Raw genomic sequence first — 25,076 nt, forward strand, 5'->3', positions numbered from 1 at the left:
GATACCCCGTCTGTTGCGAACATGAACGCGCGGCAAATGATCGCCCAGATTGTGTTGCGACGCATCCAGTAGGGAATAACCTCGCCAGACCTGGCGGCCACCCGCCGGGTGTCGCAACACAGGTGACCCCCCGTCACCTGCCAGGGAGGCCCTTCCGTGCGGATACTGCACCACTGTCCACGGCGACAGGAGGGCCAGGCACCCGGCCCTCGGGCCCGGTCCTGGACTCCGAGCGATCAGGGCGTACGGTGCGCGCGCCCTGAAAGGGGGCGAGGCATTCCGTGGCCACGAACCAACGCCGTGCTCCGCAGCGCCGCACGTACGTCCTTGACACCAGCGTGCTGCTTGCGGACCCCGCCGCATTCCTGCGGTTCGACGAGCACGAAGTGGTCCTGCCCGTCATTGTGATCACCGAGCTCGAAGCCAAAAGGCATCACCCCGAGCTCGGCTATTTCGCCCGTCACGCATTGCGCAGTCTGGATGAACTGCGCACGAGGCACGGCCGCCTCGACGCGCCGATCCCCATCGGGGAAGCCGGCGGAACGCTGCGGGTGGAGTTGAATCACATCGACGCGACCGTCCTTCCGCCCGGATTCCGGCTGGGCGACAACGATTCGCGGATTCTGGCGGTGTCCCGGCACCTCCAGGCGGAAGGCCACGACGTCACGCTCGTGTCCAAGGATGTGCCCATGCGGGTGAAGGCATCGGCGATGGGTCTCAACGCCGAGGAGTACCTCGCCGAGCTGGTCAGCACGTCCGGGTGGACCGGCATGGCCGAACTCCAGGTAGCCGCCCAGGACATCGACGATCTGTTCGAGCACGAGCGCGTGCAGATCGAGGAAGCGGCCGATCTGCCGTGCCACACCGGCCTGGTGCTGGTCAGCGAGCGCGGCAAGGCGCTCGGGCGGGTCACCGCCGACAAGCAGGTGCGCCTGGTACGCGGCGACCGCGAGGTGTTCGGCCTGCACGGCCGCAGCGCCGAACAGCGCATCGCCCTGGACCTGTTGCTCGACCCGGAGATCGGCATCGTCTCGCTGGGCGGCCGGGCCGGCACCGGCAAGTCGGCACTGGCGATGTGCGCGGGGCTCGAAGCCGTGCTCGAACGCCGCCAGCACCGCAAGGTGATGGTCTTCCGCCCGCTGTACGCGGTGGGCGGCCAGGAGCTCGGCTACCTGCCCGGCACCGAGAACGAGAAGATGAGCCCCTGGGCGCAGGCGGTGTTCGACACGCTGTCCGCCGTCACCACCGCCGACGTCATCGAGGAGGTCGTCGGGCGCGGCATGTTGGAGGTCCTGCCGCTCACCCACATCCGCGGCCGTTCGCTGCACGACGCGTTCGTCATCGTCGACGAGGCGCAGTCGCTGGAGCGCAACGTCCTGCTGACGGTGCTCTCGCGGGTCGGCAGCAACTCGCGCGTGGTGCTGACACACGACGTGGCGCAGCGCGACAACCTGCGCGTGGGGCGGCACGACGGCGTGGTCGCGGTGGTGGAAAAGCTCAAGGGGCACCCGCTGTTCGCGCACGTGACCCTGAGCCGCTCGGAGCGCTCGCCGATCGCGGCGCTGGTCACCGAGATGCTGGAGGACCTGCCCGCCTAGTCCCGCCCAACTGGTGACGCGGCGCGCCGCCGCTCGTTTGTCCACAGGTCCGGGGACACCCGTCGAGGGTGTCCCCGGACCTGTGCGCACGTCCTCGGCGGAACAGGGCGAAAGTCCCGGTTCGCTATGACGTATGCCTTGTTGGGGAGTTGACGGCGCCTTTATCCGCGTCCGTGCAACGCTGTCCGCGCCGCTTCGCGAGGGGCCGAAACGAATGAGCGTAATCCGCGCCGGAAGTCCCGTGCGACGGAACCGATTTGTTGCCCCGCTCGTGGCCGGTGTGACTTTCGACACGTGCACGAAAATTGCCTTCGCGCGTCGCCCTGAGGCAGGCTCGTTGACTTGTAGGACCCCGCGTACGGCTGGGTGGGTCTCCCGACAGGGCGACGCACCGGCGAGATTTCGCCGCAAAGCTCACGCAAGCGAGTAGTCCGGCGCCGTACGCCGCCCGCAACAACGGGCCGCCCCTCACCGGGTGGACCCGGGCCAGTGCCTCCCGTGACCAGCACGAACGGGGAGGCCAGCGACAGGGGTGAGGCACGTCTGCCGCCGTCAGGCTGCGGACGACTGCGGAAGGAAATTGTGTGAGCCGGGTTTCGGTCCGGGGGATAGCCGTGGCCTCTGCCACGGCCGTGACGGCGGTCGGCGCTGTCGTCGGTATCACGGGTACCGGTGCGTCCACCTCCAACGCCCAGACGGTCGACACCGCGAGCAGCACGACGAAGCTGCTTGACGTGCCGGGCACCGCCCAGGCGCAGCAGGTCAGCACCGGTGTTCTTCAGCAGGCGGACGCACAGACCGCCGCATACGACGAGGCCCAGCGCTTCCAGGCGGCCGAGGCCGCCCGCATCCAGGCCGAGCAGAAGGCCGCCGCCGACAAGGCTGCTGCCGACAAGGCCGCCGCGGAGAAGGCTGCCGCGGAAAAGGCCGCCGCCGCGAAGGCAGCGGCCGACAAGAAGGCTGCCGAAGAGCGCGCAGAAGAGGCCGCGAGCCGTTCCGAGACCCGCACGCCGGTCACCACGGGTGACCCGAAGGCGATCGCGCGGTCGATGATGAACGCGACGCAGTTCCAGTGCTTCAGCAACATCGTGCAGAAGGAGAGCGGCTGGCGCGTCACCGCGACCAACCCGTCCTCCGGCGCGTACGGCCTGGTCCAGGCCCTGCCCGGGTCCAAGATGGCCTCGGCCGGCGCGGACTGGCGCACCAACCCCGCGACCCAGATCAAGTGGGGCCTGAACTACATGAACAGCCGCTACGGCAGCCCCTGTGGCGCCTGGTCGTTCTGGCAGTCGCACCACTGGTACTGAGCCGACCGGGGCCGACCGCGGCCCCCGGAAGCCACGAAGAGCCCCGCCCGCGCCTCTCTGAGGCCCGGGCGGGGCTCTTCGCACATCCGACCTTGGGGAGCGCTTGTCGGCGCGTCTGCGCGCGCTCGTACGTGTGCCTCGGCGCTTCACAGCGCCGGAGATCCGCCTGATGCTTCTTCGGTTCTACTTCGCTGGTCCGGGGGTGGTGACCAGCGCACCGCCCGGACCGGGTGAGGCGTACGCGCCGGGGAAGGACCCGAGGCGCACGAAAGCCTTGATACCCGGACGGTTCGGTACAAAACGTGGCCAATCCCCCGGCATCCGCCCGGTGCCCCCGGCCCCCCCCCGGGGCCCGGGGGCATCCTATGGCACCCCGGGGGCCCCGCCCGGGTGTCTCTGCCTGCCGTACGGTCCGCCGAACGCTCGCCGGACGGGCGCCCGGCGCCGGTCAGCTGCGCTCGGTCAGCTGCGCTCGGTCAGCTGCGCACCAGATCCGCAGCGGTCAGATGCGCTCGATGATCGTGCCGGACGCATTGGCGCCGCCCGCGCACATGGTCACGAGCGCGGTGCTGCCGCCGGTGCGCTCCAGCTCGTGCAGCGCGGTGGTCAGCAGCCGGGCGCCGGTCGAGCCGACCGGGTGGCCGAGGGCGATGGCGCCGCCGTTGACGTTGAGCCGGTCCGGGTCCGCGCCCTGCACCTGCGCCCAGGACAGGACGACGGACGCGAAGGCCTCGTTGACCTCGTAGAGGTCGATGTCGGACAGCTTCATGCCGGACCGCTTGAGCAGGCGCTCGGTGGCGTCGTTCGGGCCGTCCAGGTGGAAGTACGGGTCGGAGCCGACCAGGCACTGCGCGACGATCCGGGCGCGCGGGCGCAGGCCCAGCTCGCGGGCCTTGTCCTCGTCCATGAGCATGACCGCGGCGGCGCCGTCGGAGATCTGCGACGAGTTGCCCGCGGTGTGGATGCCGTCCGGGACCACCGGCTTGAGGTTCGCCAGCTTCTCGACGGTGGTCTCGCGCAGGCCCTGGTCGGTGGTGACGGTGCGGGTCTCGCCGGTCGGCTTGCCCTCCTCGTCCAGCACCGGCGCCTCGACCGCGACGACCTGCGAGTCGAAGCGGCCCTCGTCCCACGCGCGCTTGGCGTTGGCCTGCGAGCGGGCGCCCAGCGCGTCGACGTCGGCGCGCGTGATGCCGCGGTTCTTGGCGATGCGCTCGGCGGCGGTGAACTGGTCGGGCAGGTCGATCGCCCAGTCGTCGGGCTTCGACTTCTGGCCCGGCTTCTGGGTGTGGCCGAGCGGGTTGCGGCTCATCGACTCGATGCCGCACGCGACGCCGACCTCGATGGCACCGGCCGCGATCAGGCCCGCGACCAGGTGGACCGACTGCTGCGCCGAGCCGCACTGGCAGTCGATGGTGGTGCCGCCGGTGCGCTGGGGGAGGCCCGCGTAAAGCCACGCGTGGCGCACGATGTCGCCGGACTGCTCGCCGGCCTGCGTGACACAGCCGCCGATCGCCTGGTCGACGAGCTGGGGGTCGATGCCGGACCGCTCGACGACCGCGAGCTGCGCCTTGCTCAGCAGCTGGAGCGGGTGCAGCCCGGCGAGATGGCCGTTGCGCTTGCCGATGGGGGTGCGTACGGCCTCGACGATGACGGGGTTGCCCACGCTGCGCTCCTTCGCGTTGTCGCCAGGTCTTCGGTGCCATGACCGGGGTTCTATGACTTGGTCAAGGATATGCCAGCTCACGGTACGGCGAGCGGGCCGCCTGGACAAGCCCCATGGATGTAACTCTTGGTGTTCGTGTGATACGCGGTGACCAGTGTTGATGGAACTGACCGTGGGTCACGAGTGGCGTATGTCCGCTCTGCGATTACGCTTCGTAGCGTGAACGACGACGGGGCTCGCGGGGGGTCGCAGGCGCATTCCAGGCCCGCGGACCGCCGTTCGCAAATCCTGCGGCACGCGTGCGCGCTGTTCGCCCGCCAGGGGTACGGCGCCACGACGGTCCGTCAGATCGCGGACGCCGCACAGCTGTTGTCGGGAAGCCTGTACCACCACTTTCCGTCCAAAGAGGCGATGCTGCTCGACATCCTCGAGGACTTCTTCGCCGGCGCGCTGCAGCGGCATCGCGCGACACTGGCCGCGACCGATGATCCGATCGTCGCTCTGCGTGGCCTGATCCGCGGCAGCCTGACGGTCGTCGCGGAGCACCCCGAGGCGTCGATCGTGGTGGTGGCCGAGTGCCGTCGGCTGGCCCAGACGGAACGCTTCCGCTGGCTGTCCGAGCGCACCGCGCAGACAAGCGCGATGTGGCGGTCGGTGATGGCGGACGGGGTACGCGCGGGTGTGCTGCGCCCGGACCTGCGCCCGGAGGTCACCGCACACCTCGTGCAGACCGGCGTGTGGGCGATGGCGCAGTGGTACCGCGGCGGCGGGCGGTACGACCCGGACGAGGCGTCCGGCCTGCTGGTCGACCTCTTCGTCCGCGGCATCGCCAAGCCCGGCGCCTATCGGTCGCGCCCGCTCGGGCCGATCCTCGGCAACACCCGCCCGGCGACCCCGGCGGTCGGCATCGGCCCGGACGACAACGAGGCACCGCGCGCCCGGCTGGCGCGGCTGCTCCCGGAGGGCGCCGGCGCACGCATGCGCATCGGCTATGCGGCCGGGCTGCTCTTCGCGCAGCAGGGCTACACGGTCACCACCACGCGGCAGATCGCGGATCTCGCCGGAGTGCCGGTGGGCAGCCTCGCGCACCACATCGGCAGCAAGGAACGCCTGCTCGCGCACATGCTGACCGGCTTCTTCCAGGAACTGCTGGCGGCCTTCGACAAGGACGCCGTCGCCCGGCCGGCGCCGACCCGGCGGCTCGAGGGGCTGGTCGCCCGGACCGTGGAGGCGCTGGCCGGGCACGGGGTCGCCTCGGTGATCCTGCTCAACGAGCGCGGGACCGAGGAGGTGCCGCAGTCGGAGCTGTACCGGCTGCTGGGCGCGGTCGAGGGCGTGTGGACGCGGGCGCTGGTGGACGGGATGCGCTCGGCGGAGTTCCGGACAGACCTCGACCCGGGGTTCGTGCAGCGGGTGGTGCGTACCGCGATCTCGACGAGCAGCGGGGCGTACCGCGGACTCGGCGTGCACGACGTGGCGGGGCTGTACCAGGAGATCGTGCTCGGCGGCATGGGCGCCCGGCGCGCCTGACCGGCGTCCTCGCCGACCGGCTGACCGGCTGACCGGCTGACCGGCTGACGGGCCGCGCGTGCGCGGGAATGCGAACGGGCGGTACGCACGGCCGGGTTCGGCCGTGCGTACCGCCCGTCGGCGGTCATCCGATGCTGTGTGCGACGTCGCGTGCGACGCGGCACGTGTCAGCCGAGCTGTGCCTCGGACTCCAGGGTGACGCCCACCGCGTTGAGCACCGCGGCGATCTTGATCGCCTCCTGGACCGTCTCGCGCGGCACGCCCTCCTTGCGGAGCACCTGCTCGTGCGACTCCAGGCACCGGCCGCAGCCGTTGATCGCGGAGACCGCGAGCGACCACAGCTCGAAGTCGGTCTTCGGCGCGCCCGGGTTGGCCATGACGTTCATGCGGAGGCCGGCACGGAGGTTGCCGTACTCGGGGTCCCCGATGAGGTGCATGGACCGGTAGTACACGTTGTTCATCGCCATGATGGCCGCGGCGGCCTTGGCGGCGTTGAACGCCTCCTCGGAGAGGTGGCTCTTCGCCTCCGGCTCCAGCTCACGCAGCACCTTCGGGCTGCGCGAGGCGATCGCGCAGGCCAGCACGGTGCCCCAGAGCGTCTGCTCGGGAAGCTTGGAGTTGCCGACGACCGAGCCCAGGTTGAGCTTCAGGTCCTTGGCGAACTCCGGCAGTTCGGCCTTCAGGACGTCCAGACCCATGGGTCAGCCCGCCATCAGCGCGGCGGCGTCGAGCGTCTCGCCGCCCTTCTGCCAGTTGCAGGGGCACAGCTCGTCGGTCTGCAGCGCGTCGAGGACCCGCAGGACCTCGTCGGGGTTGCGGCCCACGGAACCCGCGGTGACCATCACGAACTGGATCTCGTTGTTCGGGTCCACGATGAAGACCGCGCGGTCCGCGACACCGTCGGCGTTCAGCACGCCGCAGGCCTCGGCCAGCTCGCGCTTGAGGTCGCTCAGCATCGGGAACGGCAGGTCGGTCAGGTCCGGGTGGTCCTTGCGCCAGGCCAGGTGGACGAACTCCGAGTCGGTGGAGACGCCGAGGACCTGCGCGTCGCGGTCCGCGAACTCCTCGTTGAGACGGCCGAACGCGGCGATCTCGGTCGGACAGACGAAGGTGAAGTCCTTCGGCCAGAAGAACACGACCCGCCACTTGCCGTCGTACGACTTGTGCGTGATCTGCTCGAACGCCTTGTCCGCATCGATCGACACGACGCCGGTCAGGTCGTACTCGGGGAACTGGTTACCGACAGTAAGCACTGGGTCTCCTCCGCGATGGTGCCCGGGGCAGCCGTGCGGGCCCCGGTCGGACGTACTCGATCAAGGTGCCACACGCGGCATTGATCAGGGAAATAGCCAAGTCAACAACCGTTGATAGCCAACCCTTATCAGTGAGCGGCTCGTCGGGCCGGCGCCGACCGCGCGGCCTCGTGCCCCGAGGGCCCGCCGCACCGGCCGTCGAGAGTACGCCTGGGCGCGGCGGTTGCATACTCGTCGTGGTGAGGCCGGCCGGGGAGAGGGCGTCAATGCGCCCCGAATTCAACCGGTGGCCGGATCTGGAGTCCGCAATCACAAAATTCCCCGAAGGTGTTGGAAGGTCGGCGGTGGACGAGGCGGATCCGGAATTGCCGCGCCCCGCGTTGAGCGCCCTCGGTCCGGCACGTCGGAGAGGCTGTGTGCGAGCTGTTCCGGGCGCCCAGCGGGGCCGCAACACCGAGGTCAGCAGCGGGATGGCACGAAGTCCGCCCGGTCGGTCGGTGAATCCGGCAGGCCGTTGCGGCCGTAAGGTTGACGGGGAAGTCATATCGGCAGCGACTAATCGTCCGCAAAATCCCGACAAATAACCGGGCTGCCGCTCGGCCCGGCTCCCCGTGTTGGGTGTCATAAACTGTTGCCGATCATTTGCCAAGGAGTAGTCATCAGTACGCGCACCCCCACAGTGGCCCAGCTCAGGGCCTTCGCGGCGGTCGCCGACACGCTGCACTTCCGCGACGCGGCGGTGGTGGTCGGGACCAGCCAGCCGGCTCTGTCCAGCGCGGTGGCCGCGCTCGAGGAGACGCTCGGGGCGCAGCTCGTGGAACGCACCACGCGGCGCGTCCTGCTGACCTCGGCCGGCGAGAGGGTCGCCCGGCATGCACGGAGAGTGCTCGACGCGCTGGACGACCTGGTCGACGAGGCGGAGTCCGCACGGCGTCCGTTCACCGGGCCGCTGCACCTCGGGGTGATCCCGACGGTGGCCCCGTACACGCTGCCGACACTGCTGCGCCTGGTGCGCGACGACTACCCCGAACTCGATCTGTACGTGCACGAGGAGCAGACCCACTCGCTCCTCGACGGCCTCGCCTCCGGACGCCTGGACCTGCTTCTGCTCGCGCTCCCCGCGGGGGCCTCCGGCGTCGACGAGATTCCGCTGTACGAGGAGGACTTCACCCTCGTCGTCCCCGAGGGCAACGCGCTGGCCGGACGCTCCGACGTGCCGCGCTCGGCCCTGCGCGACCTCGACATGCTGCTCCTCGACGAAGGCCACTGCCTGCGCGACCAGGCGCTCGACGTGTGCCGCGAGGTCGGCGCAGCGGAGGCGGGTGCGACGCGTGCCACGAGCCTGCCCACGCTCGTGCAGCTCGTCGCGGGCGGGCTGGGCGTCACGCTCCTGCCGGAGACGGCGATCACCGTGGAGACGCGCCCCGGCTCGCAGTTGGCCGTCGCCCACTTTGCGGCGCCCGCCCCCTCCCGCCGCGTCGGACTGGTGATGCGCGCGAGCACCGGACGGGCGGCGGAGTTCGGGCAGTTGGCGGAGTCGCTGCGCGGGGCGCTGGCCCGACTGCCGGTCCGCATCGTCGGGTGAGCCTCCGGGCACAGGACGCCGAACGGGCCGCTCCGCGGTGGGAACGGCCCGTTCGTACGGGTGGCGCTACCGCTTGTCGGCGCCGGAGGTGACGACGAACCAGACGGGCGAATCGGAGACGTGCACCGTGGCGTCGGCGGCGTTCGGGCTCGGGGACGCGGCGGCCGGGGTGAGCGTGACGTTCACGGCGGTGTCGGGGTAGCCGTCGTGCATGAGACGCGGGTACCTCGCCCAGAAGTCGGCGAGCCGGACCACGTCGGCGTTCTTCGCGATGTCCAGCACCTGCGTGGCCGTGGGCACGGTCGGGGCGGGTCGGACGCGGTCGGGTTCGACGTCGAGCGAGAAGACGAAGTCGCCGCGCACGAATTGCGCCGAGAAGTGCGGCGGCCCGGTCGGCGCGCCGGCCTCGTCGTACCCGCCCGACCTGCGTACGAGGACACCCGTGCCGTCGGCAAGCGTCGTGGAAAGGCAGTCGCCCTCACGGACCTTGACGCCGTCGGGCGGCGGGCACGTCGTCGGGTACGACGCCTCCCGGTCGACCCCCGGCGGGATCGGCGTGCCCATGAACGTGAGCCGGAGCACTCCCTGCGGCGTCGTGAGCGCGTAGCCGTTGAGGGACCGGTCGGTCAGTGCGATGTCGCCCCAACCGGCGGGCAACAGGGACGTGAAGATCTCCGCGGCCTTCTGCTTGAACGCGTACTGGACCTGGCGCTGGTCGTCGTCGAGCTCCGGCTCGCCTTCGACGGGGTCGCCCGCCACGACGGGGAACGCCGCCGTCGGCGCCTCCAGCGGCGAGTCCGCGGGCCAGGCCCGCGGGTGCAGGGGCATCGACGCCTGGTACGTCGCGGCCGCCCCCGTTGCGTCGTTCCGCCACGGCGCCACCACGACGGCGGGTGTGAGCACGGCCGCGGCGGCGACGACCGAGATCGCGCCGGTACGCACACGTGCCAGTGCCAGGGAGCGCCTGCCCGCCTTGAGCGCGTGCGGGGTGAGGTCGGGCGTGGGACCGAGGTCGTCGACGGCCTCGGTGAGGAGAAGTCGGATTTGTTCGTCCTGCTGCATGGTGGTCCTCCGCATCCGGGCGCGGCGGGGCCCGGGAACCGGTTGACGGAACGTCAGAAGTCGTGCGGGGACGGCTCGGTGGCCGCCAGCATGTGTTCGGGCAGGAGTTCGCGCAGCCGCGCGAGCGCGCGCGACGACTGGCTCTTGACGTTGCCTTCGCTGCAACCGAGCAGCTCGGCCGTCGTCTCGATGCTCAGGTCCTCCCAGTAGCGCAGCACCACGACGGCACGGGCCTTCGGGGCGAGTTGCGCCAGTGCGTCGAGGATGGTGAGCCGCACCTCCGGGCGGTCCGGCGGGGTCGGCGGGTCGATGCGTTCGTGCAGTTCGCGCTCGTGGCGCGAACGGCGTTGCTCGTTCAGATGGATGCGGACCATCACGGCCCGGGCGTAGGCGTCGACGCTGTCCGCGCGCTGCGCGTGCCGCCAGTGCCGGAACAGCCGGGCCAGTGTCGACTGCGCGAGGTCCTGGGCCCGGTCGCGGTCGCCGCACAGCAGGTACGCGGTGCGGAAGAGGCGGTCCTGTCTTGCGTGGACGTACTCGGTGAAGTCCCGCTGTCGGTCCATGCGTCCCCCTGTCTGCTCTCACCCGGGTAGGAGCCGACAAGTCGGGGGAAGGTTGCAGTCCGCGCCGAGGCCGTCCGGCCCGTGCGGCCTGGCCGATGCGGCCGGCCGAGGCGGCGCGGCAGGCGGACTCCGCCCGGGATCAGCGCCGCGTCGCGGCGTCCAGCGCGCCCGCCATCCGGCCGGTGATCTCGTCGAGGATGCCGCGCGACGTCGCGATGTTGAGCCGCACGAACCCCTCGCCCACGTCGCCGAACCGCCGCCCGTCGTACAGCGCGACGCGGCCCTTCTCCAGGAAGAACGAGGCGGGGTCGGCCAGTCCGAGGGCACGGCAGTCCAGCCACGCGAGGTACGTGCCCTCCGGCATGCGGTGCGTGAGCTGCGGCATGCGCGTGGCGACCGCGTCGGCCAGCGCCCGGCGGTTGGCGTCCAGGTAGGAGATGGTGTCCGCGAGCCACGGGCCGCCGTGGTCGTACGCCGCGATCTGCGCCGCGATCCCGAGCGTCGTCACCCCGCTGCGCGCGATGAACGGCAGCGCCCACCACGTGGCGGCCGTCCCCGCGTCGCCGAGCACCACCTGCGCGCACTTGAGCCCGGCGAGGTTCCACGCCTTCGACGCCGAGGTCACGGTGACGCTGTGCGCGGCGGCGGACGGGTGGATGGAGGCGTACGGGATGTGCGTCTCGCCCGGCATCACCAGCGGGGCGTGGATCTCGTCGGAGATCACCCGCGCGCCGTGGAAGTCCACGATCCCGGCCAGCTCCAGCAGCTCCGGACGGGTGAACACGCGGCCCACCGGGTTGTACGGGTTGCACAGCAGCACCGTGCGCGCTCCGCCCGCGAGCGCCCGCCCGATGGCGTCGATGTCCAGGATCGGCCGGTCGCCCGGCACCTCGGCGGTGGTCAGCGGCACCGGCACGAGCGGCCGTCCGGAGCGCTCGACGATCTCGAAGAACGGCGGGTACGCCGGGACCGGGACCACCACGCCCGTGCCGCTCGACGAGAACGCCTCCAGGGCCAGTTCGATGCCGCGCACGACGTCGGGCACCAAGCCGACGCGGGAGGGGTCGACGTGCCAGCCCCACATGCGGGCCGCGAAGGCCGCGAACGCCTCCGGCAGCCCGGTCCCCGCGTCGTCGTCCGGGTAGCCGAAGTCCTCGCGGCCGACCGCGTCGAGCAGGGCCTCGCGGATCGGGGCGGCCACCGCGAAGTCCATCTCGGCCACCCAGGCGGCCAGCACGTCGTCCTCGACGGCCCGCCACTTGACCGTCCGGCGGCGCCTCAGCGCGGATATGTCCACATCGTCGTGCATAGGCATAGTCTGCATGCCGCGGGTCGCCCGGGTCGCGGCCGGTGGGCCGGAAAGCGCCCTTTCGGTCAGGCCGTCCTCGGCAGCAGGTCCCAGCCGTCCGGCAGGTCGGGCAGCGGCCATGCGGGGTCCGGGCGGAAGTCCTCCCAGCCGTCGCAGAACGGCGGGCCCCAGGCCTTGACCACGTCGACGGCTCGGCGGCCGCTCGCGTAGATGGCGTCCACATCGGCGTCGGTGAAGCGCCCGGCCTCGCGGGACGCGGCCAACTCGTCCTCGTCCTTGTAGTGCCAGCGGCGGTCCGGTGTCACCCACACGTCGAGGACCAGGTCCTCGGTGTCCACCCCGCCGGACCAGCGCTCGCGGGGGCGTTCGAGGTTGACGTACCAGCCGTTCAGACGCCGGTCCTGGCCCCAGAACAGCCACACCGACCACGGTTCGTCGGGCCGGGCGAGCATGAGCACGCCGCCGCCGAACCACTCCTGGACGGCCGGCACGAGGCCGAGCCGGAAGCGGTTGCCGAGCGGGGCGGTGCGCACGTCCGAGCCGTCCGGGAGCACCGGCTTGACGCGCCGGGTGCCGCCGGCGAGCCAGACCGCGAGCTGGTCGGGGTCGTCTCGTACGACTGTCACCGGGCGGCAGTCGAGGACCCGCCCGTTCCTGAGATAGCGCCAGAGGATCTGGTCGCCGGGGGCCCACGCCGCCGACGCCGGACCGCGCTGCGCGTCGTCGGCCTCCGTCATGCCCGGATGTTACGGCGTGCGCGGGCGGGTCGGAGCCGTTCCGCCAACCGTTCACTTTGGGTTTTGCCTGCCTTTGAGTCTTTGCCGGGCGGAAAATTCACCCGGGTGTGCGCGTGGGCGACGCGGCCGGGTCGGGCGCGGGGGCGGGAAGGAGGACGCGGAAGGCCGCCCCGGGGCCGGAATCGGCGGTGACGGTGCCGTCGTGCGCCTGGACGAGCGCGGCGACGATGGCGAGGCCGAGCCCGGAGCCGCCGCCGTTGCCCCGGCTGCGCGAGGAGTCCACCCGGTAGAAGCGCTCGAAGACGCGCTTGGCGTCCGTTTCCGACAGGCCGTCGCCGTGGTCGCGGACCTCGAACAGCGCGGTCCCGTCGGGCAGCAGGCCCACGGTGAGGTCGACGGCCGTGCCGTCGGGGGTGTGGCGCAGGGCGTTGGCCACGAGGTTGGCGACGACCTGCCGCAGGCGCGGCTCGTCGCCGAGGACCTCGGTCGGCCGGGCGGGCCGGCCGTCCGGCCCGGTGAGCGACACCGGCCGGTCCGGGGCCAGGCTGCGGATGTCGTCGAGTGCGTCGGCGGCGAGCATGCGCAGGTCGACCGGATCGCGGCGGAGCGGGGGTTTGCTCGTCCAGGCGGGCCAACTGGAGGAGGTCCTCGACGAGGCCGCCCATGCGGGCCGCCTCGTCCTCGATCCGGCGCATCATGCGGGCGACTTCGTGCGGTTCGCGGAGGCCGCCGAGCCGGTGGAGTTCGGCGAACCCGCGCACGCTGGACAGCGGGGTGCGCAGTTCGTGGCCCGCATCGGCGACGAACCGCAACATGCGGGCCTCCGACCGGGCCCGCGCCTCGAACGCGGTCTCGATCTGCGTCAGCATGCCGTTCAGGGCGGCGGACAAGCGTCCGATCTCCGTGCCGGGCGCGGCCGCCGGCACGCGGTGCGACAGGTCGCCCGCGGCAATGGCCGCCGCAGTCAGCTCGATCCGACGCAGCGGACGCAGCCCGGCGCGCACCGCGAACCACCCGGCGGACGCGAGCACGACGAGGCAGCCGGCTCCCAGCCCCAGGCAGACGTTGCGCATGCGCCGCACCGCGGCGTCCACGTCGCGCAGCGTCTGCGCCGCGACCACCGTTCCGGTGCCGTCGTCCAGCGGTACGGCGACCACCCGGTACCGGCCGTCGCCGCCCGGTGCCGCCCCGGTGGTGAACGCCTTGCGGTCCCGGGCGGCCTTCCGGGCACCACCGTCAGCCCCGTCCGATCGCCCCGGCGCCCGGAGCGCCCGCGGTCCCGGACCCCTCGACGACCGTGGTGGCGGACAGGAGCCCGTCGTCGCCGGTCGTGCCGCGGACCACGACGGCGTCACCCGGGTGCAGGTCGGCGGGGGCACCCTGCTCGCTGACCGTGATGGCGGTCGTCTGATCGGTCTTCACCTTGACGACCTTGCCGGACGAATCTGAGAGGTAGATGAATTCGCCGTCGACCAGCTTGACGGTGCCAACGGCTGTGCCGGCCCCGGCGGCGGCGCCCTGCTGTCCGGCCTGCCCCTGCTGCGCTCCGGGGGCCTGCTGTCCGCCCGGTGCCTGCTGGCCCTGCTGAGCCTGCTGCCCGGCCTGCCCTTGCTGCCCTTGCCCTTGGCGTCCGCCTGCCGCGCCCGCGGCGGCCGCGCCCGCACCCGCGGCGCCGGTACGTGCGCCCGGTGCCGCGGCGCTGCCCCCGTCGTCGTCCCGCTCCTGCTGGACCTTGACCCCGGCCGCGAACCCGGCCGTCAGCAGCAGCGCACCGGCCAGCGCCAGCGACAGCACCGGCAGCCTGGCCCGCGGCGGCGCGGTGAGTTCGTCGTCGACCGAATGCGCGCCGAGCGGTTCCGCGAGCACGGCCTCGGCGTCGGTACGGACCGCGGGGATCTCGCGGGTGTTGTCGTCCGCGGACACGCCGTTATGGCCGCTCCCGACGCCGTCCTGGATGCCGTTCTGGATGTCGTTCTCGATGCCGCTCCGGATGGCGTCGTCGCCACCACCGTCGGCGGCCCCGTGCCTGCCCCGCGCGACGCGGGCCGATGCTTCGTGTGTGCTGTCCATGCCGGTTCGAACCTCCTCGGTTGCCGGCCGCCCGCGCCCGGACCGGACGCAGGCGACTCACTCGTGCCGGAGCGCCTCGATCGGGCGCAGGGACGCGGCCCGCGCCGCGGGGTAACCGCCGAAGAAGAGCCCCAGGACCACCGACACCCCGAAGGCCGCGAAGACCGACGACGGCACGACGGCCGGCTCGATGCCGACGACCGTGAACCGCGCCGAGAACAGCCCCGCGGCCCCGCCGAGCGCGCCGCCGAGGACGGACAGGAGGGTCGACTCGGCGAGGAACTGCCCGAGGATCGCGCCGCGCGGGGCGCCGATGGCCTTGCGGATGCCGATCTCGCGCGTCCGCTCGGCGACGGTCACGAGCATGATGTTCGTGATGCCGATGCCGCCGACCAGCAGCGAGATCGCCGCGACGGCCCCCAGCAGCACAGTGAAGGTGCGGTTCGTCTCGTCGTTGGCGCTCAGCAGCGACGCCTGGTTCACGAGGCGGTAGTCGGTCTGTGCCGAACTGGTGATCTTGTGGCGGGCGTCCAGGATCGCGGTGATCTCCGCCTCGGCCTCGTCGGTGGCCCCGGACGAGGTGGCCTGCACGGTGATCTGGCTGAGCGATCCGTAGCCGGCCAGGCTCGCCCGCAACGTGCTGACCGGCAGCACGATCGTGTCGTCGGTGTCCTGGCCGGCCCCGCCCTTGGTGGCGAGCACGCCGACCACCCGGAACGGGATGCCGGAGAGCAGCACGTCCTTGCCGACCGGGTCCTCCGGGCCGAACACGTTCTCGACGATGGTGCCGCCGAGCACCACGACCTTGCGGGAGTTGTCGACGTCCGCGGCGGTGAGCGCGGTCCCGCGCGCGACCTCGTGGTTCGTCGTGGCGAACCAGTCGGGCGTGGTGCCCACGACGGAGTTGACCGTGGTCGACTGCCCGGCGTACACCACCGACCCCGTCGTGTTCTGCACCGGCGCCGCGGACTTCACATGCGGAGCCCGTACGGCGTCCACCAGCGCCCTGGCGTCGTCCAGCGTGAGGTCCTTGAGCTCGCTGCCGCGCCCGGCCGCGCCGAAGCGGCCGCCTCCGGCGGTGTGGCTCACGGTGATCAGGTTCGTGCCCAGGCTCTCGATCGACGCCTGCACCGATTTGGACGAGCCGTTGCCGACCGCGACGAGCAGGATCACCGCGCCGACGCCGATGAGCCGCGCTTCGGTTTCCCCACCGCGCGACCGACCGACGGACCGAGCGGCAGGCCGACCGACAGGCCGTCCGGGCGTCCTTCGGGAGCGCCCGGCGACCGGGCCAACCCGCGTGCCACCGACCCCGCATGGCAGAAGGCCGAGCAGGCATGCGCCGCACTGCGCCCGAGCCGCGCACCGGGCGAAGGCGGCCCGAACAGCGGCGGTCCTGGCGAACCCGGTTCGTCCGACGCACCGAACGCGGGCGGTACGCCGGGCGCCGCGGCCCCGAGCGCCGCCGCGGAGGCGTCCGTCTCGGCCGCACAGGTCTTCACCGGCTGCATGAAGGACCACAACGTGGAGGTCCCGGCTGGGGGAGTCACCGCCCTCGACCGTACGAAGCCGGAGGTCGCCGCGGCACTGACGGTGTGTGAGGCGCTGCTGCCGACGGGCGGATGAGGGCCCGCCGTGGTCCCGCGGAGCAGCCCTACGGCCGCGTCATGCGCAGCACGTCCAGCGCCTCGTCGAGCTGCGCCTCGGTGAGCCGCCCGGCCTCCACGTGCCCGCGTTCGACGACGACCTGCCGGATCGTCTTCCGCTCGGCCAGCGACTGCTTGGCGATCCGGGCCGCCTCCTCGTACCCGAGGTACTTGTTGAGCGGCGTCACCACCGACGGCGAACTCTCCGCGTACTCGCGCAGGCGCTCGACGTCGGCGGTGATGCCGTCCACCGTGCGGTCCGCGAGCACCCGCGAGACCGACGCGATCAGACGGATGGACTCCAGCACGTTGCGGCCGATGACCGGCAGCATGACGTTGAGCTCGAAGTTGCCCGCGGCGCCGCCGAACGCCACCGCGGCGTCGTTGCCGATCACCTGCGCGACGACCTGGCCGACCGCCTCCGGGACCACGGGGTTGACCTTGCCGGGCATGATCGAGCTGCCGGGCTGCAGGTCCGGCAGGCTGATCTCGGCGAGTCCGGTACGCGGCCCCGAGCCCATCCAGCGCAGGTCGTTCGCGATCTTGTTGAGTCCGACCGCGATGGTCCGCAGCTGGCCGGACAGTTCGACCAGCGCGTCACGCGCCCCCTGCGCCTCGAAGTGGTCCCGGGCCTCGGTGAACGTCAGGCCCGTGTCCGACGCGAGCGCCTGGATCACCCGGGCGGAGAAACCGCGCGGGGTGTTGATGCCGGTGCCCACGGCCGTTCCGCCGAGCGGGAGTTCGGCGACGCGCGGCAGGGTCGACTCCAGGCGCTCGACGCCGTAGCGCACCTGCGCCGCGTACCCGCCGAACTCCTGGCCCAGCGTGACCGGGGTGGCGTCCATCAGGTGCGTGCGGCCGGACTTCACCACGTCGGCGAACTCGGCGGCCTTGCGGCCCAGTGCGCTCGACAGGTGCACCAGCGCGGGGACCAGGTCGTGCGTCACCGCCGCGGTCGCCGCCACGTGGATGGACGACGGGAAGACGTCGTTCGACGACTGCGACGCGTTCACGTGGTCGTTGGGGTGCACGTCGCGGCCGAGGCGTTCGGCGGCGAGCGTGGCCAGCACCTCGTTCATGTTCATGTTCGAGGACGTGCCCGAGCCCGTCTGGAACACGTCGACCGGGAACTGGTCGTCCCAGCGCCCGGCGACGACCTCGGCCGCGGCCTCCTCGATCGCCGCCGCGATGTCCTTGTCGAGTACGCCGAGTTCCGCGTTCACCCGGGCGGCCGCCGACTTGATGCGCGCGAGGGCCGCGACGTGCGCGTGTTCGAGGGTGCCGCCGGAGATCGGGAAGTTCTCGACCGCCCGCTGCGTCTGGGCCCGCCACTTGGCGTGCGCGGGTACGCGTACCTCGCCCATCGAGTCGTGCTCGACGCGGAAGCCGTCGCCCGGCCCCTCGCCCTGGTCGGCGCCCTGGCCCTTGCTCATCGTCGTGCCTCCCAAGTGCGGTCCCTACCCGCGGCAACTCCCGACGGGACCGGGCTGTTCCCGGCTGCCGCTGCCGCTGCCGCTGCCGCTGCCGCTGCCGGTGCCGCTGCCGGGCTGTCGCTGCCCGGGCCGGTCAGGACAGGAGCAGGATGTGCAGTGTGCGCGGACCGTGCACGCCCTCGACGCGGTTCAGCTCGATGTCGCTGGTCGCCGACGGGCCGCTGATCCAGGTCTGCGGGCGGTGCGGGTCGAGCCGGGCGATCGCCTCGGGCACGGTGCCGACGATCTGGTCCGCGCGCACCACGCACAGGTGGTAGTCGGGCAGCAGCGTCAGTACGCGTCGGCCCTGGTCCGGCCCGGCGTCCAGGACGATCGTGCCGGTCTCGGCGATCGCGAGTGCGCACCCGGTGGCCACACCCGCCTCCGCGTCGAGCTGATCGGTCGTCAGCGGCGGGTCGTCGTAGACCAGTTCCACCCCGGTCGCGGCGAGCCAGCCCAGCCGCTTGCCGGGCGGCACCACGAGCCGTGCCACCCCCGCCTCGGTCAGCAGCGACACCGCCGTGTCGACCAGCGTGCGGGCGTTTGCGCGCACCACGTGCGCCCGGTAGTCGCCGGCGCGCTCGGCGAACAGCCCGACGAGGTCGGTGCCTTCGTCGCGCGTACGGCGGTACGTGCGGTCCACCACGGCCCGCGGCGGCCGCCCGTCGCCCGACAACGATCCGCGGATCCGCGCCAGGATCTCGGCCTTGGCCTCGGACGGCAGCCCGGGGTAGGTGTGCGGCAGCCCCGGGTGCGCCAGGTCGGTGTGCGGCAGTCCGGGCGGGTCAGTGAGGTCCACGTGCTGCAATGCGGTGTGCGACAGGAGCGTCGCGGGATCGTCCGCCGCGGGGTCCGGCCGCGCGGGATCGGTCGGTGCCGTCATTGCTCCTCCAGCAGGGCTTCGGGCGGGCCGGCCGAGGCCGGGTCGCCCTCGGTCAGGCCGCCGTCCGTGCGCTTGAACCACGAACGGAACGACTCGGGCGGCGCGGCGGGGGCGTCGCGGCTCGCCGTCCAGCCGGCCAGCGGTCCGGCCAGCAGCCGGGGTACCTTGCCGATGTGCCCTTTCCGGCCGATGAAGTGCCTGCTGAACGACGCCGCGTGCTGGGCCAGTCCGAGCCGCCAAGGCTGCCCGAAGACCCACTCCGCGGCCTTCATCGCGGCCTTCTCGCCGCGCTGCGCGGGGGCGCGTCCCAGGTCGGTCAGCTGCGCCCGCTGGCGTGTCAGGATCGCCGGGATGTCGATGCGTACCGGGCACGCCTCGAAGCACGCGCCGCACAGCGTCGAGGCGTACGGCAGCGACGCGGTCTGCTCGTCCACCTCGTGCTGGTTGATCCCGCGCAACTGCGGGGTGAGGATCGCGCCGATCGGGCCGGGGTAGACCGAGCCGTACGCGTGCCCGCCCACCCGCTCGTAGACCGGGCACACGTTGAGGCACGCCGAGCAGCGGATGCAGCGCAGCGCCTGCCGCCCCTCCGGGTCGGCCAGGACGTCGGTGCGCCCGTTGTCGAGCAGGATCAGGTGGAACACGCGCGGCCCGTCGCCCTCGGTGACGCCGGTCCACATCGACGTGTACGGGTTCATACGCTCGCCGGTCGACGAACGCGGCAGCAACTGGAGGAACACCTCCATGTCCTGCCACGTCGGCAGCAGCTTCTCGATGCCCATCACCGTCACCAGTACGTCGGGCAGCGTCAGGCACATGCGGCCGTTGCCCTCCGACTCGACCACGCACACCGTGCCCGTCTCGGCCACCGCGAAGTTGGCCCCGCTGACCGCGACCTTCGCCCGCAGGAACTTCTCGCGCAGATGCCGCCGCGAGGCCTCGGCGAGATCCGCCGGGCGGTCGGACAGGTTCTCCGGAGCCGGCCGTCCCGCGTTCCCCATCTCGTCGCGGAAGATGTCGCGGATCTCGCGGCGGTTGCGGTGGATCGCCGGGACCAGGATGTGCGACGGCAGGTCATGGCCCAACTGCACGATCAGCTCGGCGAGATCGGTCTCCCACGCGTGGATCCCGGCGGCGGCGAGGGCGTTGTTGAGGCCGATCTCCTGGGTCGCCATCGACTTGATCTTCACGACCTCGTCGGTGCCGTGGCCGCGGGCGATGTCCACGACGATCGCGTTCGCCTCCGCGGCGTCGCGGGCCCAGTGCACGGTGCCGCCCGCGGCGGTGACGGCCGCCTCCAACTGCTCCAGGTAGCGCGGGAGATGGGCCAGCACGTCGTCCTTGATCGCGGCGCCCGCCAAACGCAGTTTCTCCCAGTCGGGAACCTCGTCGACCACCGCGGCACGCCGCGCTCGGATGGTGTGCGTGGCATTGCGCATGTTGGCACGCAGTTGGGGGTTCGCGAGGGCGGCGTGCGCGGCCTCGGGGAAGGGCGGCATGCCGAGGAAGGTCGGCTCGGGGCGTACCGTCGTCATCGCGGGGCACCTTCCGCGGGTGCGTCGGCCTCGAAGAGGCCCGTGGTCGGATGCACCGGGTCGAGGGACGGCAGCGTCGGGTACGCCAAGTCGCCCGAGGGGAACGCCTCCAGGTCCGGGTGCGGACCGGTCGACGCGAGGATGTCCGCGAGGTGCATCACCTTCACACCGGTGTGCTGACGCGACATCACCCCGCCGATGTGCATGAGGCACGAGTTGTCGCCCGCGCACAGGACCTGCGCCCCGGTCTCCATGACCGCGGTCACCTTGTCGCGGCCCATGGCCGTGGACGTCTCGGCGTTCTTCAGTGCGAACGTGCCGCCGAAGCCGCAGCATTCGTCGGAGCGCGGCAGTTCGGCCAGCCGCAGTCCGCGGACCTTGCGCAGCAGCCGGAGCGGCCGGTCACCGACGCCGATCATGCGCGCCGAGTGGCAGGTCGGGTGGTAGGTGACGCTGTGCGGGAAGTACGCGCCGACGTCCTCGACACCGAGCACGTCGACCAGGAACTCGGTGAACTCGTACACGCGCGGGGCGACCGCGGCCACCCGCGTACGGAACGCCTCGGTGTCCTTGCCTCGGGCGCCCTCCGCGAGCACGGGGTGGTAGTCGCGCACCATCGCGGCGCACGAGCCCGACGGGGTGACCACCGCGTCGTACGGCTCGAACGTCTCGGCGAACGAGCGGGCGAGCGCCCGGGCGTCGCGCCGGTAGCCGGAGTTGAAGTGCATCTGGCCGCAACACGTTTGGGCGTACGGGAACTCCACCTCGTGGCCGAGCCGGCGCAGCAGCCGCACAACGGACTTCCCGGTCTCCGGAAAGGCCGTGTCGTTGACGCAGGTGATGAAAAGGGCGATCCGCACGAGTCACCTCCTTGATCGACTCTAAGGGCGGTCGCGGCGCCTCGCCCGGTCATCGCCGCCCGGTCATCGTGACCGGATGCCCGTTCGACGCCGTTCCACGCCGTAGGGTCTGGCCATGACGTGGAGGACGGCGCTCACCCGCCGCATGCCCGCGACCCGGCGGGCCCGGGTCCTGACCGCCGTAGGGCTGGTGCTCGTCGTCCTGGCGCTCGCTGCGATCGTGACGACGTCGGGCGGCGGCGGGGCCGCGCCCGTGCGCAGCGGCCAGCAACGGGTCGAGGTCGCCGCGGGCCCCGGGTCGCCGGACCGCATAGGCCTGGACACGACCGTGTACTACCCCGATACGGGTGCACCCGCGCCCGCCGTGCTGCTCGGCCACGGGTTCGGCGGCAACAAGTCCACCGTGCGCGCCGAGGCCGAGGGCCTGGCGCGGCGCGGGTACGTGGTCATGACGTGGTCCGCGCGGGGCTTCGGGGCGTCCGGCGGCCGTATCGCGCTCGACCAGCCGGACTACGAGGTGGCGGACGCGCGGGCGCTGGTCGACTGGCTGGCGGGACGTCCCGAGGTGCTGCTCGACCGACCGGGTGACCCGCGGGTCGGTGCGGCGGGCGTGTCGTACGGGGGAGCGCTGGCGCTGCTGCTCGCGGCGTACGACCCGCGCGTGGACGCCGTCGCGCCGCAGTGGACCTGGAACGACCTGGGCGAGTCGCTGCTCCCGAACGCCGCCGGCACGGGGCCCGCGACCGGCGTCTTCAAGAAGATGTGGGCCGGGGTCTTCTTCTCCTCGGGGGCGTCCGCGGCCGGCGGGCTGGGCACCGACGGGTCGGGCGCGCCCGGGGGACAGCCGCCCGGCGCCCCCGCCGACCCGGCCGACGCCGCGGAGTCGGTGTGCGGGCGCTTCACCGCCGAGGTGTGCGCGGTGTACGAGGAGGTCGCGCGCACCGGACGCCCCAGCGACCGAGCCGTGGAACTGCTGCGGCGGGCCAGTCCGGCGAGCGTCGCGGACCGGCTTCGGGTGCCCACTCTGCTGATCCAGGGCCAGAACGACTCGCTCTTCCCGCTCGCCGAGGCCGACCGGACCGCCCGCGCGGTGTCGGCCAACGGGTTCCCGGTGGAGGTCGTGTGGACGGCGGGCGGCCACGACGGCGGTCCGCAGCAGAGCGTGCTGGTCCGCGACAAGACGGTCGCGTGGTTCGACAAGTGGCTCGCCTCCGACGAGGGCGCGCGGGCCACCGAGGCGCGGCGGCAGGGCGGCGGGGGAGCGCCGGTGCCGGCGGGGCCGTTCTCGGTCACCCGGCTGGGCGGCGTCGACACCTCGACGCGCGAGCAGGTCATCCGGGTCGCCGAGGGCCCGCGCTATCCCGGTACGGACGGCAGCACCCGCCTGGCGCTGCCGCTGGCGGGGCCGGAGCAGACCGTCGTCAACCCGCCCGGCGGATCGCCGCCGTCGATGTCGACGCTGCCCGGTCTCGGACTCCTCGGTGCGTTGGGCCAGTCGGGTGACGCCTCGGCGCTGGGGCAGCTCTCGCTCGACATGCCGGGGCAGAGCGCGTTCTTCATGACCCAGCCGCTGGACCGCACGCTGCGGATCACCGGCGGGTCGACGGTGCGCGTGCGGGTCTCGGGAGCGGCCGACATCGTGCTGTTCGCCAAGCTCTACGACGTGGACCCGGGCGGCGGCGCGGTGCTGCCGTACCAACTCGCGGCGCCGGTGCGGGTCGTCGGGGCGGCGGACGGGCGCGAGGTGGAGATCCGGCTGCCGGAGGTCGACCGCGAGATCGACGCCGGGCACCGGCTGCGGCTGGTGCTCACCACCACCGACCTGGGGTACGCGACGCCGGCCGAGCCCGCCGCGTACCGGATCGCCGTCGTCGGCCCGCTGACCGTTCCCTCGGTGCCGGGCATCAAGCTCCCGCCGCCGGGCTACCCGTGGTGGACGTGGGGCCTGCCGGCCGTCGCCGCGGCACTCGCCGTGGTGCTGGTGGTGACCGGGAAGCGCCGTCTCAAGGAACGTGCCCCGATCGTCGCGCTCGCCGAAGTGCCGCTGCGGATACAGGGCCTGACGAAGCGTTACAAGGGCGGCAAGCTCGCCGTCGACGGCCTCTCCTGCACCGTCGAGCGCGGCCAGGTGCTGGGCCTGCTCGGGCCGAACGGCGCGGGGAAGACCACGGCGCTGCGCATGCTCATGGGGCTGATCCACCCGGACGACGGCGAGATCCGCATCTTCGGGCACATCGTGACGCCGGGGGCGCCGGTGCTGTCCCGGCTCGGGTCGTTCGTCGAGGGGCCCGGTTTCCTGCCGCACCTGTCCGGCCGCGACAACCTGTCGCTGTACTGGAAGGCGACCGGACGCCCGGCGCAGGACGCGCACTTCGAGGAGGCTCTCGAGATCGCGGGGCTGGGGGAGGCGCTGGACCGCAAGGTCCGCACGTACTCGCAGGGCATGCGGCAGCGTCTCGCCATCGCGCAGGCCATGCTCGGCCTGCCGGACCTGCTGGTGCTCGACGAGCCGACCAACGGGCTCGACCCGCCGCAGATCCGCGCGATGCGCGACGTGCTGATCAGGTACGCCGCGAACGGCCGCACGGTCGTGGTCTCCAGCCACCTGCTCGCCGAGGTCGAGCAGACCTGCACGCATGTGGTCGTGATGCACCGCGGCCGGCTCGTCGCGTCGGGCCCGGTGGAGGAGATCACGGGGGACGGGAACACGCTCGCGGTCGGGACGCCCGTACCGGACCGCGCGGTCGAGGTGCTCTCGGGGATGTCCGGGGTGGCCTCCGCGGTGCCGGAGGGCGAGGGCGTGCTCGTGCACCTCGCGGGCGCCGAGCCGTCGGCGGTCGTCGCCGAACTGGTGGGCGCCGGGGTCGCGGTGGACCGGGTGACCGCGAAACGCCGCCTGGAGGACGCGTTCCTCACGCTGATCGGAGAACAGCAGTGACCGCCGAGACCACGCCGGTTCCCCGGGGAACCGAGGACGCCGCGCCGTCCCGGGCGCACGGCTACCGGCCGCGGCACACCCTGCCGTTTCGGGTCGAGGCGCTGCGGCAGTTGCGGCGGCGGCGCACGCTGGTGATGCTCGGCCTGCTGGCGCTGCTGCCGTGGATCCTGGTCATCGCGTTCAAGGTGGGCGGTGATCCCGAGCGGGACACCGTGCCGACGCTGGTCGACGTGGCGACGCGCAGCGCGCTCAATCTGACGGCGTTCGCGCTGTTCGTGTCGACGGGCTTCCTGCTGGTGGTCGCGGTGGCGCTGTTCTGCGGCGACACCGTTGCCAGTGAGGCGAGTTGGTCGTCGCTGCGCTATCTGCTCGCGGCACCGGTGCCGAGGGCGCGGCTGCTGCGGGTGAAGCTCGCGGTGTCGCTGGCGTACAGCGGGCTCGCGCTGTTGCTGCTGCCGGCCATGGCATTGCTGGCCGGTGTGGTGGCGTTCGGGTGGGGGCCGCTGGAGATCCCGATCGGCGGTTCGTTGTCCGGCGGCGAGGCGATGCGGCGCATGGCGGTGGTCGTCGCGTACGGCATGGTGTCGCAACTCGTCGTCGCCGCTGTCGCGTTCTGGCTGTCGACGGTGACCGACGCTCCGTTGGGCGCGGTGGGCGGCGCGGTCGGCCTGGTGGTCGTCTCGAACATTGTGGACGCCGTGACCGCACTCGGCGCGTGGCGCGAAATCCTGCCCACACACTGGCAGTTCGCGTGGGTTGATGCCCTCCAGGCGGACATGGAGTGGGAGGGCATGATCAAGGGGTCGGCGGTTTCGGTCGGCTATGCCCTGGTCTTCATTGCGCTGGCTTTCCGCCATTTCGAGCGCAAAGACATCGTTTCCTAGGATTCCCGGGATTTGCCGGTCGGGATTTCGCCTGGTTCGGACCTGTTCAGATCTTGCCTACCAGCAGGTAGGTTTCCTCCGCACGTGTTCCTGTTACCCCTGGTACATCCCATCAAGGTGTGACGAAGGCGAGGGAACGTGTACTTGTCCGGAAATTCTCGGCGCAGATCCGTGCGGCGCG

At 72.2% G+C, this 25,076-nt stretch carries 20 protein-coding genes and 1 pseudogene; 6 read left to right on the forward strand and 15 right to left on the reverse strand.

Annotated elements, in window-relative coordinates; genetic code table 11:
* Window positions 1-281 precede the first annotated feature (281 nt).
* Both ACWD12_RS19595 and ACWD12_RS19600 read left to right on the forward strand, forming a co-directional pair.
* Window positions 282-1,598, forward strand: a complete 1,317-nt coding sequence (locus ACWD12_RS19595) for a PhoH family protein (RefSeq protein ID WP_358363789.1) — start codon at window positions 282-284, stop codon at window positions 1,596-1,598.
* 584 nt (window positions 1,599-2,182) lie between these two features.
* Window positions 2,183-2,905 (forward strand): aggregation-promoting factor C-terminal-like domain-containing protein, encoded by a 723-nt coding sequence (locus ACWD12_RS19600; protein ID WP_450100568.1) that lies wholly within the window; start codon window positions 2,183-2,185, stop codon window positions 2,903-2,905.
* A 502-nt stretch (window positions 2,906-3,407) separates the two neighbouring features.
* Here the strand turns inward: ACWD12_RS19600 and ACWD12_RS19605 are convergent.
* Window positions 3,408-4,568 (reverse strand): steroid 3-ketoacyl-CoA thiolase, encoded by a 1,161-nt coding sequence (locus ACWD12_RS19605; RefSeq protein WP_450100569.1) that lies wholly within the window; start codon window positions 4,566-4,568, stop codon window positions 3,408-3,410.
* Window positions 4,569-4,787: 219 nt separating this feature from the next.
* Here ACWD12_RS19605 and ACWD12_RS19610 point away from each other — a divergent pair, with 219 nt between their 5' ends.
* Window positions 4,788-6,098: a TetR/AcrR family transcriptional regulator gene (locus ACWD12_RS19610; RefSeq protein WP_450100570.1), complete on the forward strand. Its 1,311-nt coding sequence runs from the start codon at window positions 4,788-4,790 to the stop codon at window positions 6,096-6,098.
* Between the two features lie 167 nt (window positions 6,099-6,265).
* Here ACWD12_RS19610 and ACWD12_RS19615 read toward each other — a convergent pair whose 3' ends face one another.
* Window positions 6,266-6,796 carry a carboxymuconolactone decarboxylase family protein gene (locus ACWD12_RS19615; RefSeq protein WP_358353508.1) on the reverse strand — a complete coding sequence of 177 codons (531 nt, stop codon included), beginning with the start codon at window positions 6,794-6,796 and terminating at the stop codon, window positions 6,266-6,268.
* Between the two features lie 3 nt (window positions 6,797-6,799).
* Entirely contained in the window at window positions 6,800-7,351 is a 552-nt protein-coding gene (locus ACWD12_RS19620; RefSeq protein ID WP_358353510.1) for a peroxiredoxin, read from the reverse strand.
* Between the two features lie 679 nt (window positions 7,352-8,030).
* Between ACWD12_RS19620 and ACWD12_RS19625 the strand changes: the two genes are divergently transcribed.
* Entirely contained in the window at window positions 8,031-8,936 is a 906-nt protein-coding gene (locus ACWD12_RS19625; protein ID WP_450100571.1) for a hydrogen peroxide-inducible genes activator, read from the forward strand.
* Window positions 8,937-9,002: 66 nt separating this feature from the next.
* Here the strand turns inward: ACWD12_RS19625 and ACWD12_RS19630 are convergent, their stop codons facing one another.
* The 12 genes and pseudogenes from ACWD12_RS19630 to ACWD12_RS19685 all read right to left on the reverse strand — a co-directional run bounded on the left by ACWD12_RS19630 (window position 9,003) and on the right by ACWD12_RS19685 (window position 21,073).
* Window positions 9,003-9,998: a hypothetical protein gene (locus ACWD12_RS19630; RefSeq protein ID WP_450100572.1), complete on the reverse strand. Its 996-nt coding sequence runs from the start codon at window positions 9,996-9,998 to the stop codon at window positions 9,003-9,005.
* A 53-nt stretch (window positions 9,999-10,051) separates the two neighbouring features.
* On the reverse strand, window positions 10,052-10,561 hold the full coding sequence (locus tag ACWD12_RS19635) for a SigE family RNA polymerase sigma factor (protein ID WP_358353516.1): 510 nt from the start codon (window positions 10,559-10,561) through the stop codon (window positions 10,052-10,054).
* 139 nt (window positions 10,562-10,700) lie between these two features.
* Complete coding sequence (locus ACWD12_RS19640; RefSeq protein ID WP_450100573.1) at window positions 10,701-11,870, reverse strand: MalY/PatB family protein; 1,170 nt, start codon at window positions 11,868-11,870, stop codon at window positions 10,701-10,703.
* A 65-nt stretch (window positions 11,871-11,935) separates the two neighbouring features.
* Window positions 11,936-12,607 carry a DUF402 domain-containing protein gene (locus tag ACWD12_RS19645; protein ID WP_358353520.1) on the reverse strand — a complete coding sequence of 224 codons (672 nt, stop codon included), beginning with the start codon at window positions 12,605-12,607 and terminating at the stop codon, window positions 11,936-11,938.
* A 97-nt stretch (window positions 12,608-12,704) separates the two neighbouring features.
* A complete protein-coding gene (locus tag ACWD12_RS19650; RefSeq protein ID WP_450100574.1) occupies window positions 12,705-13,187 on the reverse strand; it encodes a sensor histidine kinase in 483 nt (160 codons plus the stop codon).
* Window positions 13,188-13,236: 49 nt separating this feature from the next.
* Window positions 13,237-13,680 (reverse strand): annotated as a pseudogene (locus ACWD12_RS19655) (histidine kinase dimerization/phospho-acceptor domain-containing protein); the annotation flags it as partial.
* Window positions 13,681-13,843: 163 nt separating this feature from the next.
* Window positions 13,844-14,677, reverse strand: a complete 834-nt coding sequence (locus tag ACWD12_RS19660; RefSeq protein ID WP_450100575.1) for a hypothetical protein — start codon at window positions 14,675-14,677, stop codon at window positions 13,844-13,846.
* Window positions 14,678-14,734: 57 nt separating this feature from the next.
* Complete coding sequence (locus ACWD12_RS19665; protein WP_450100576.1) at window positions 14,735-16,198, reverse strand: ABC transporter permease; 1,464 nt, start codon at window positions 16,196-16,198, stop codon at window positions 14,735-14,737.
* Window positions 16,199-16,331: 133 nt separating this feature from the next.
* Window positions 16,332-17,756 (reverse strand): class II fumarate hydratase, encoded by a 1,425-nt coding sequence (locus ACWD12_RS19670; protein ID WP_450100577.1) that lies wholly within the window; start codon window positions 17,754-17,756, stop codon window positions 16,332-16,334.
* A gap of 133 nt (window positions 17,757-17,889) precedes the next feature.
* Entirely contained in the window at window positions 17,890-18,678 is a 789-nt protein-coding gene (locus tag ACWD12_RS19675) for a LutC/YkgG family protein (protein WP_450100578.1), read from the reverse strand.
* Window positions 18,675-20,213, reverse strand: a complete 1,539-nt coding sequence (locus tag ACWD12_RS19680; protein ID WP_450100579.1) for a LutB/LldF family L-lactate oxidation iron-sulfur protein — start codon at window positions 20,211-20,213, stop codon at window positions 18,675-18,677. The genes ACWD12_RS19675 and ACWD12_RS19680 overlap by 4 nt, the downstream gene beginning before the upstream one ends.
* Window positions 20,210-21,073, reverse strand: a complete 864-nt coding sequence (locus tag ACWD12_RS19685; RefSeq protein WP_450100580.1) for a (Fe-S)-binding protein — start codon at window positions 21,071-21,073, stop codon at window positions 20,210-20,212. Before ACWD12_RS19685 ends, ACWD12_RS19680 begins: the two co-directional genes overlap by 4 nt.
* A gap of 115 nt (window positions 21,074-21,188) precedes the next feature.
* Here ACWD12_RS19685 and ACWD12_RS19690 point away from each other — a divergent pair, with 115 nt between their 5' ends.
* Both ACWD12_RS19690 and ACWD12_RS19695 read left to right on the forward strand, forming a co-directional pair.
* Window positions 21,189-24,011 carry an alpha/beta fold hydrolase gene (locus ACWD12_RS19690; protein WP_450100581.1) on the forward strand — a complete coding sequence of 941 codons (2,823 nt, stop codon included), beginning with the start codon at window positions 21,189-21,191 and terminating at the stop codon, window positions 24,009-24,011.
* The gene (locus ACWD12_RS19695) at window positions 24,008-24,895 is read left to right on the forward strand and encodes an ABC transporter permease subunit (RefSeq protein WP_358353544.1); all 888 of its coding nucleotides are present in this window, start codon (window positions 24,008-24,010) and stop codon (window positions 24,893-24,895) included. The genes ACWD12_RS19690 and ACWD12_RS19695 overlap by 4 nt, the downstream gene beginning before the upstream one ends.
* Window positions 24,896-25,076: the final 181 nt, after the last annotated feature.

It is taken from the genome of Streptodolium elevatio (assembly GCF_053592165.1).

Bases quoted from the DNA above. Each gene is read 5' to 3' on its own strand.
- ACWD12_RS19615 (WP_358353508.1), bottom strand. From the start codon at position 6,796: ATGGGTCTGGACGTCCTGAAGGCCGAACTGCCGGAGTTCGCCAAGGAC.
- ACWD12_RS19630 (WP_450100572.1), bottom strand. From the start codon at position 9,998: ATGCAGCAGGACGAACAAATCCGACTTCTCCTCACCGAGGCCGTCGAC.
- ACWD12_RS19635 (WP_358353516.1), bottom strand. From the start codon at position 10,561: ATGGACCGACAGCGGGACTTCACCGAGTACGTCCACGCAAGACAGGAC.
- ACWD12_RS19640 (WP_450100573.1), bottom strand. From the start codon at position 11,870: ATGCACGACGATGTGGACATATCCGCGCTGAGGCGCCGCCGGACGGTC.
- ACWD12_RS19645 (WP_358353520.1), bottom strand. From the start codon at position 12,607: ATGACGGAGGCCGACGACGCGCAGCGCGGTCCGGCGTCGGCGGCGTGG.
- ACWD12_RS19650 (WP_450100574.1), bottom strand. From the start codon at position 13,187: ATGCTCGCCGCCGACGCACTCGACGACATCCGCAGCCTGGCCCCGGAC.
- ACWD12_RS19660 (WP_450100575.1), bottom strand. From the start codon at position 14,677: ATGGACAGCACACACGAAGCATCGGCCCGCGTCGCGCGGGGCAGGCAC.
- ACWD12_RS19670 (WP_450100577.1), bottom strand. From the start codon at position 17,756: ATGAGCAAGGGCCAGGGCGCCGACCAGGGCGAGGGGCCGGGCGACGGC.
- ACWD12_RS19675 (WP_450100578.1), bottom strand. From the start codon at position 18,678: ATGACGGCACCGACCGATCCCGCGCGGCCGGACCCCGCGGCGGACGAT.
- ACWD12_RS19680 (WP_450100579.1), bottom strand. From the start codon at position 20,213: ATGACGACGGTACGCCCCGAGCCGACCTTCCTCGGCATGCCGCCCTTC.
- ACWD12_RS19690 (WP_450100581.1), top strand. From the start codon at position 21,189: ATGACGTGGAGGACGGCGCTCACCCGCCGCATGCCCGCGACCCGGCGG.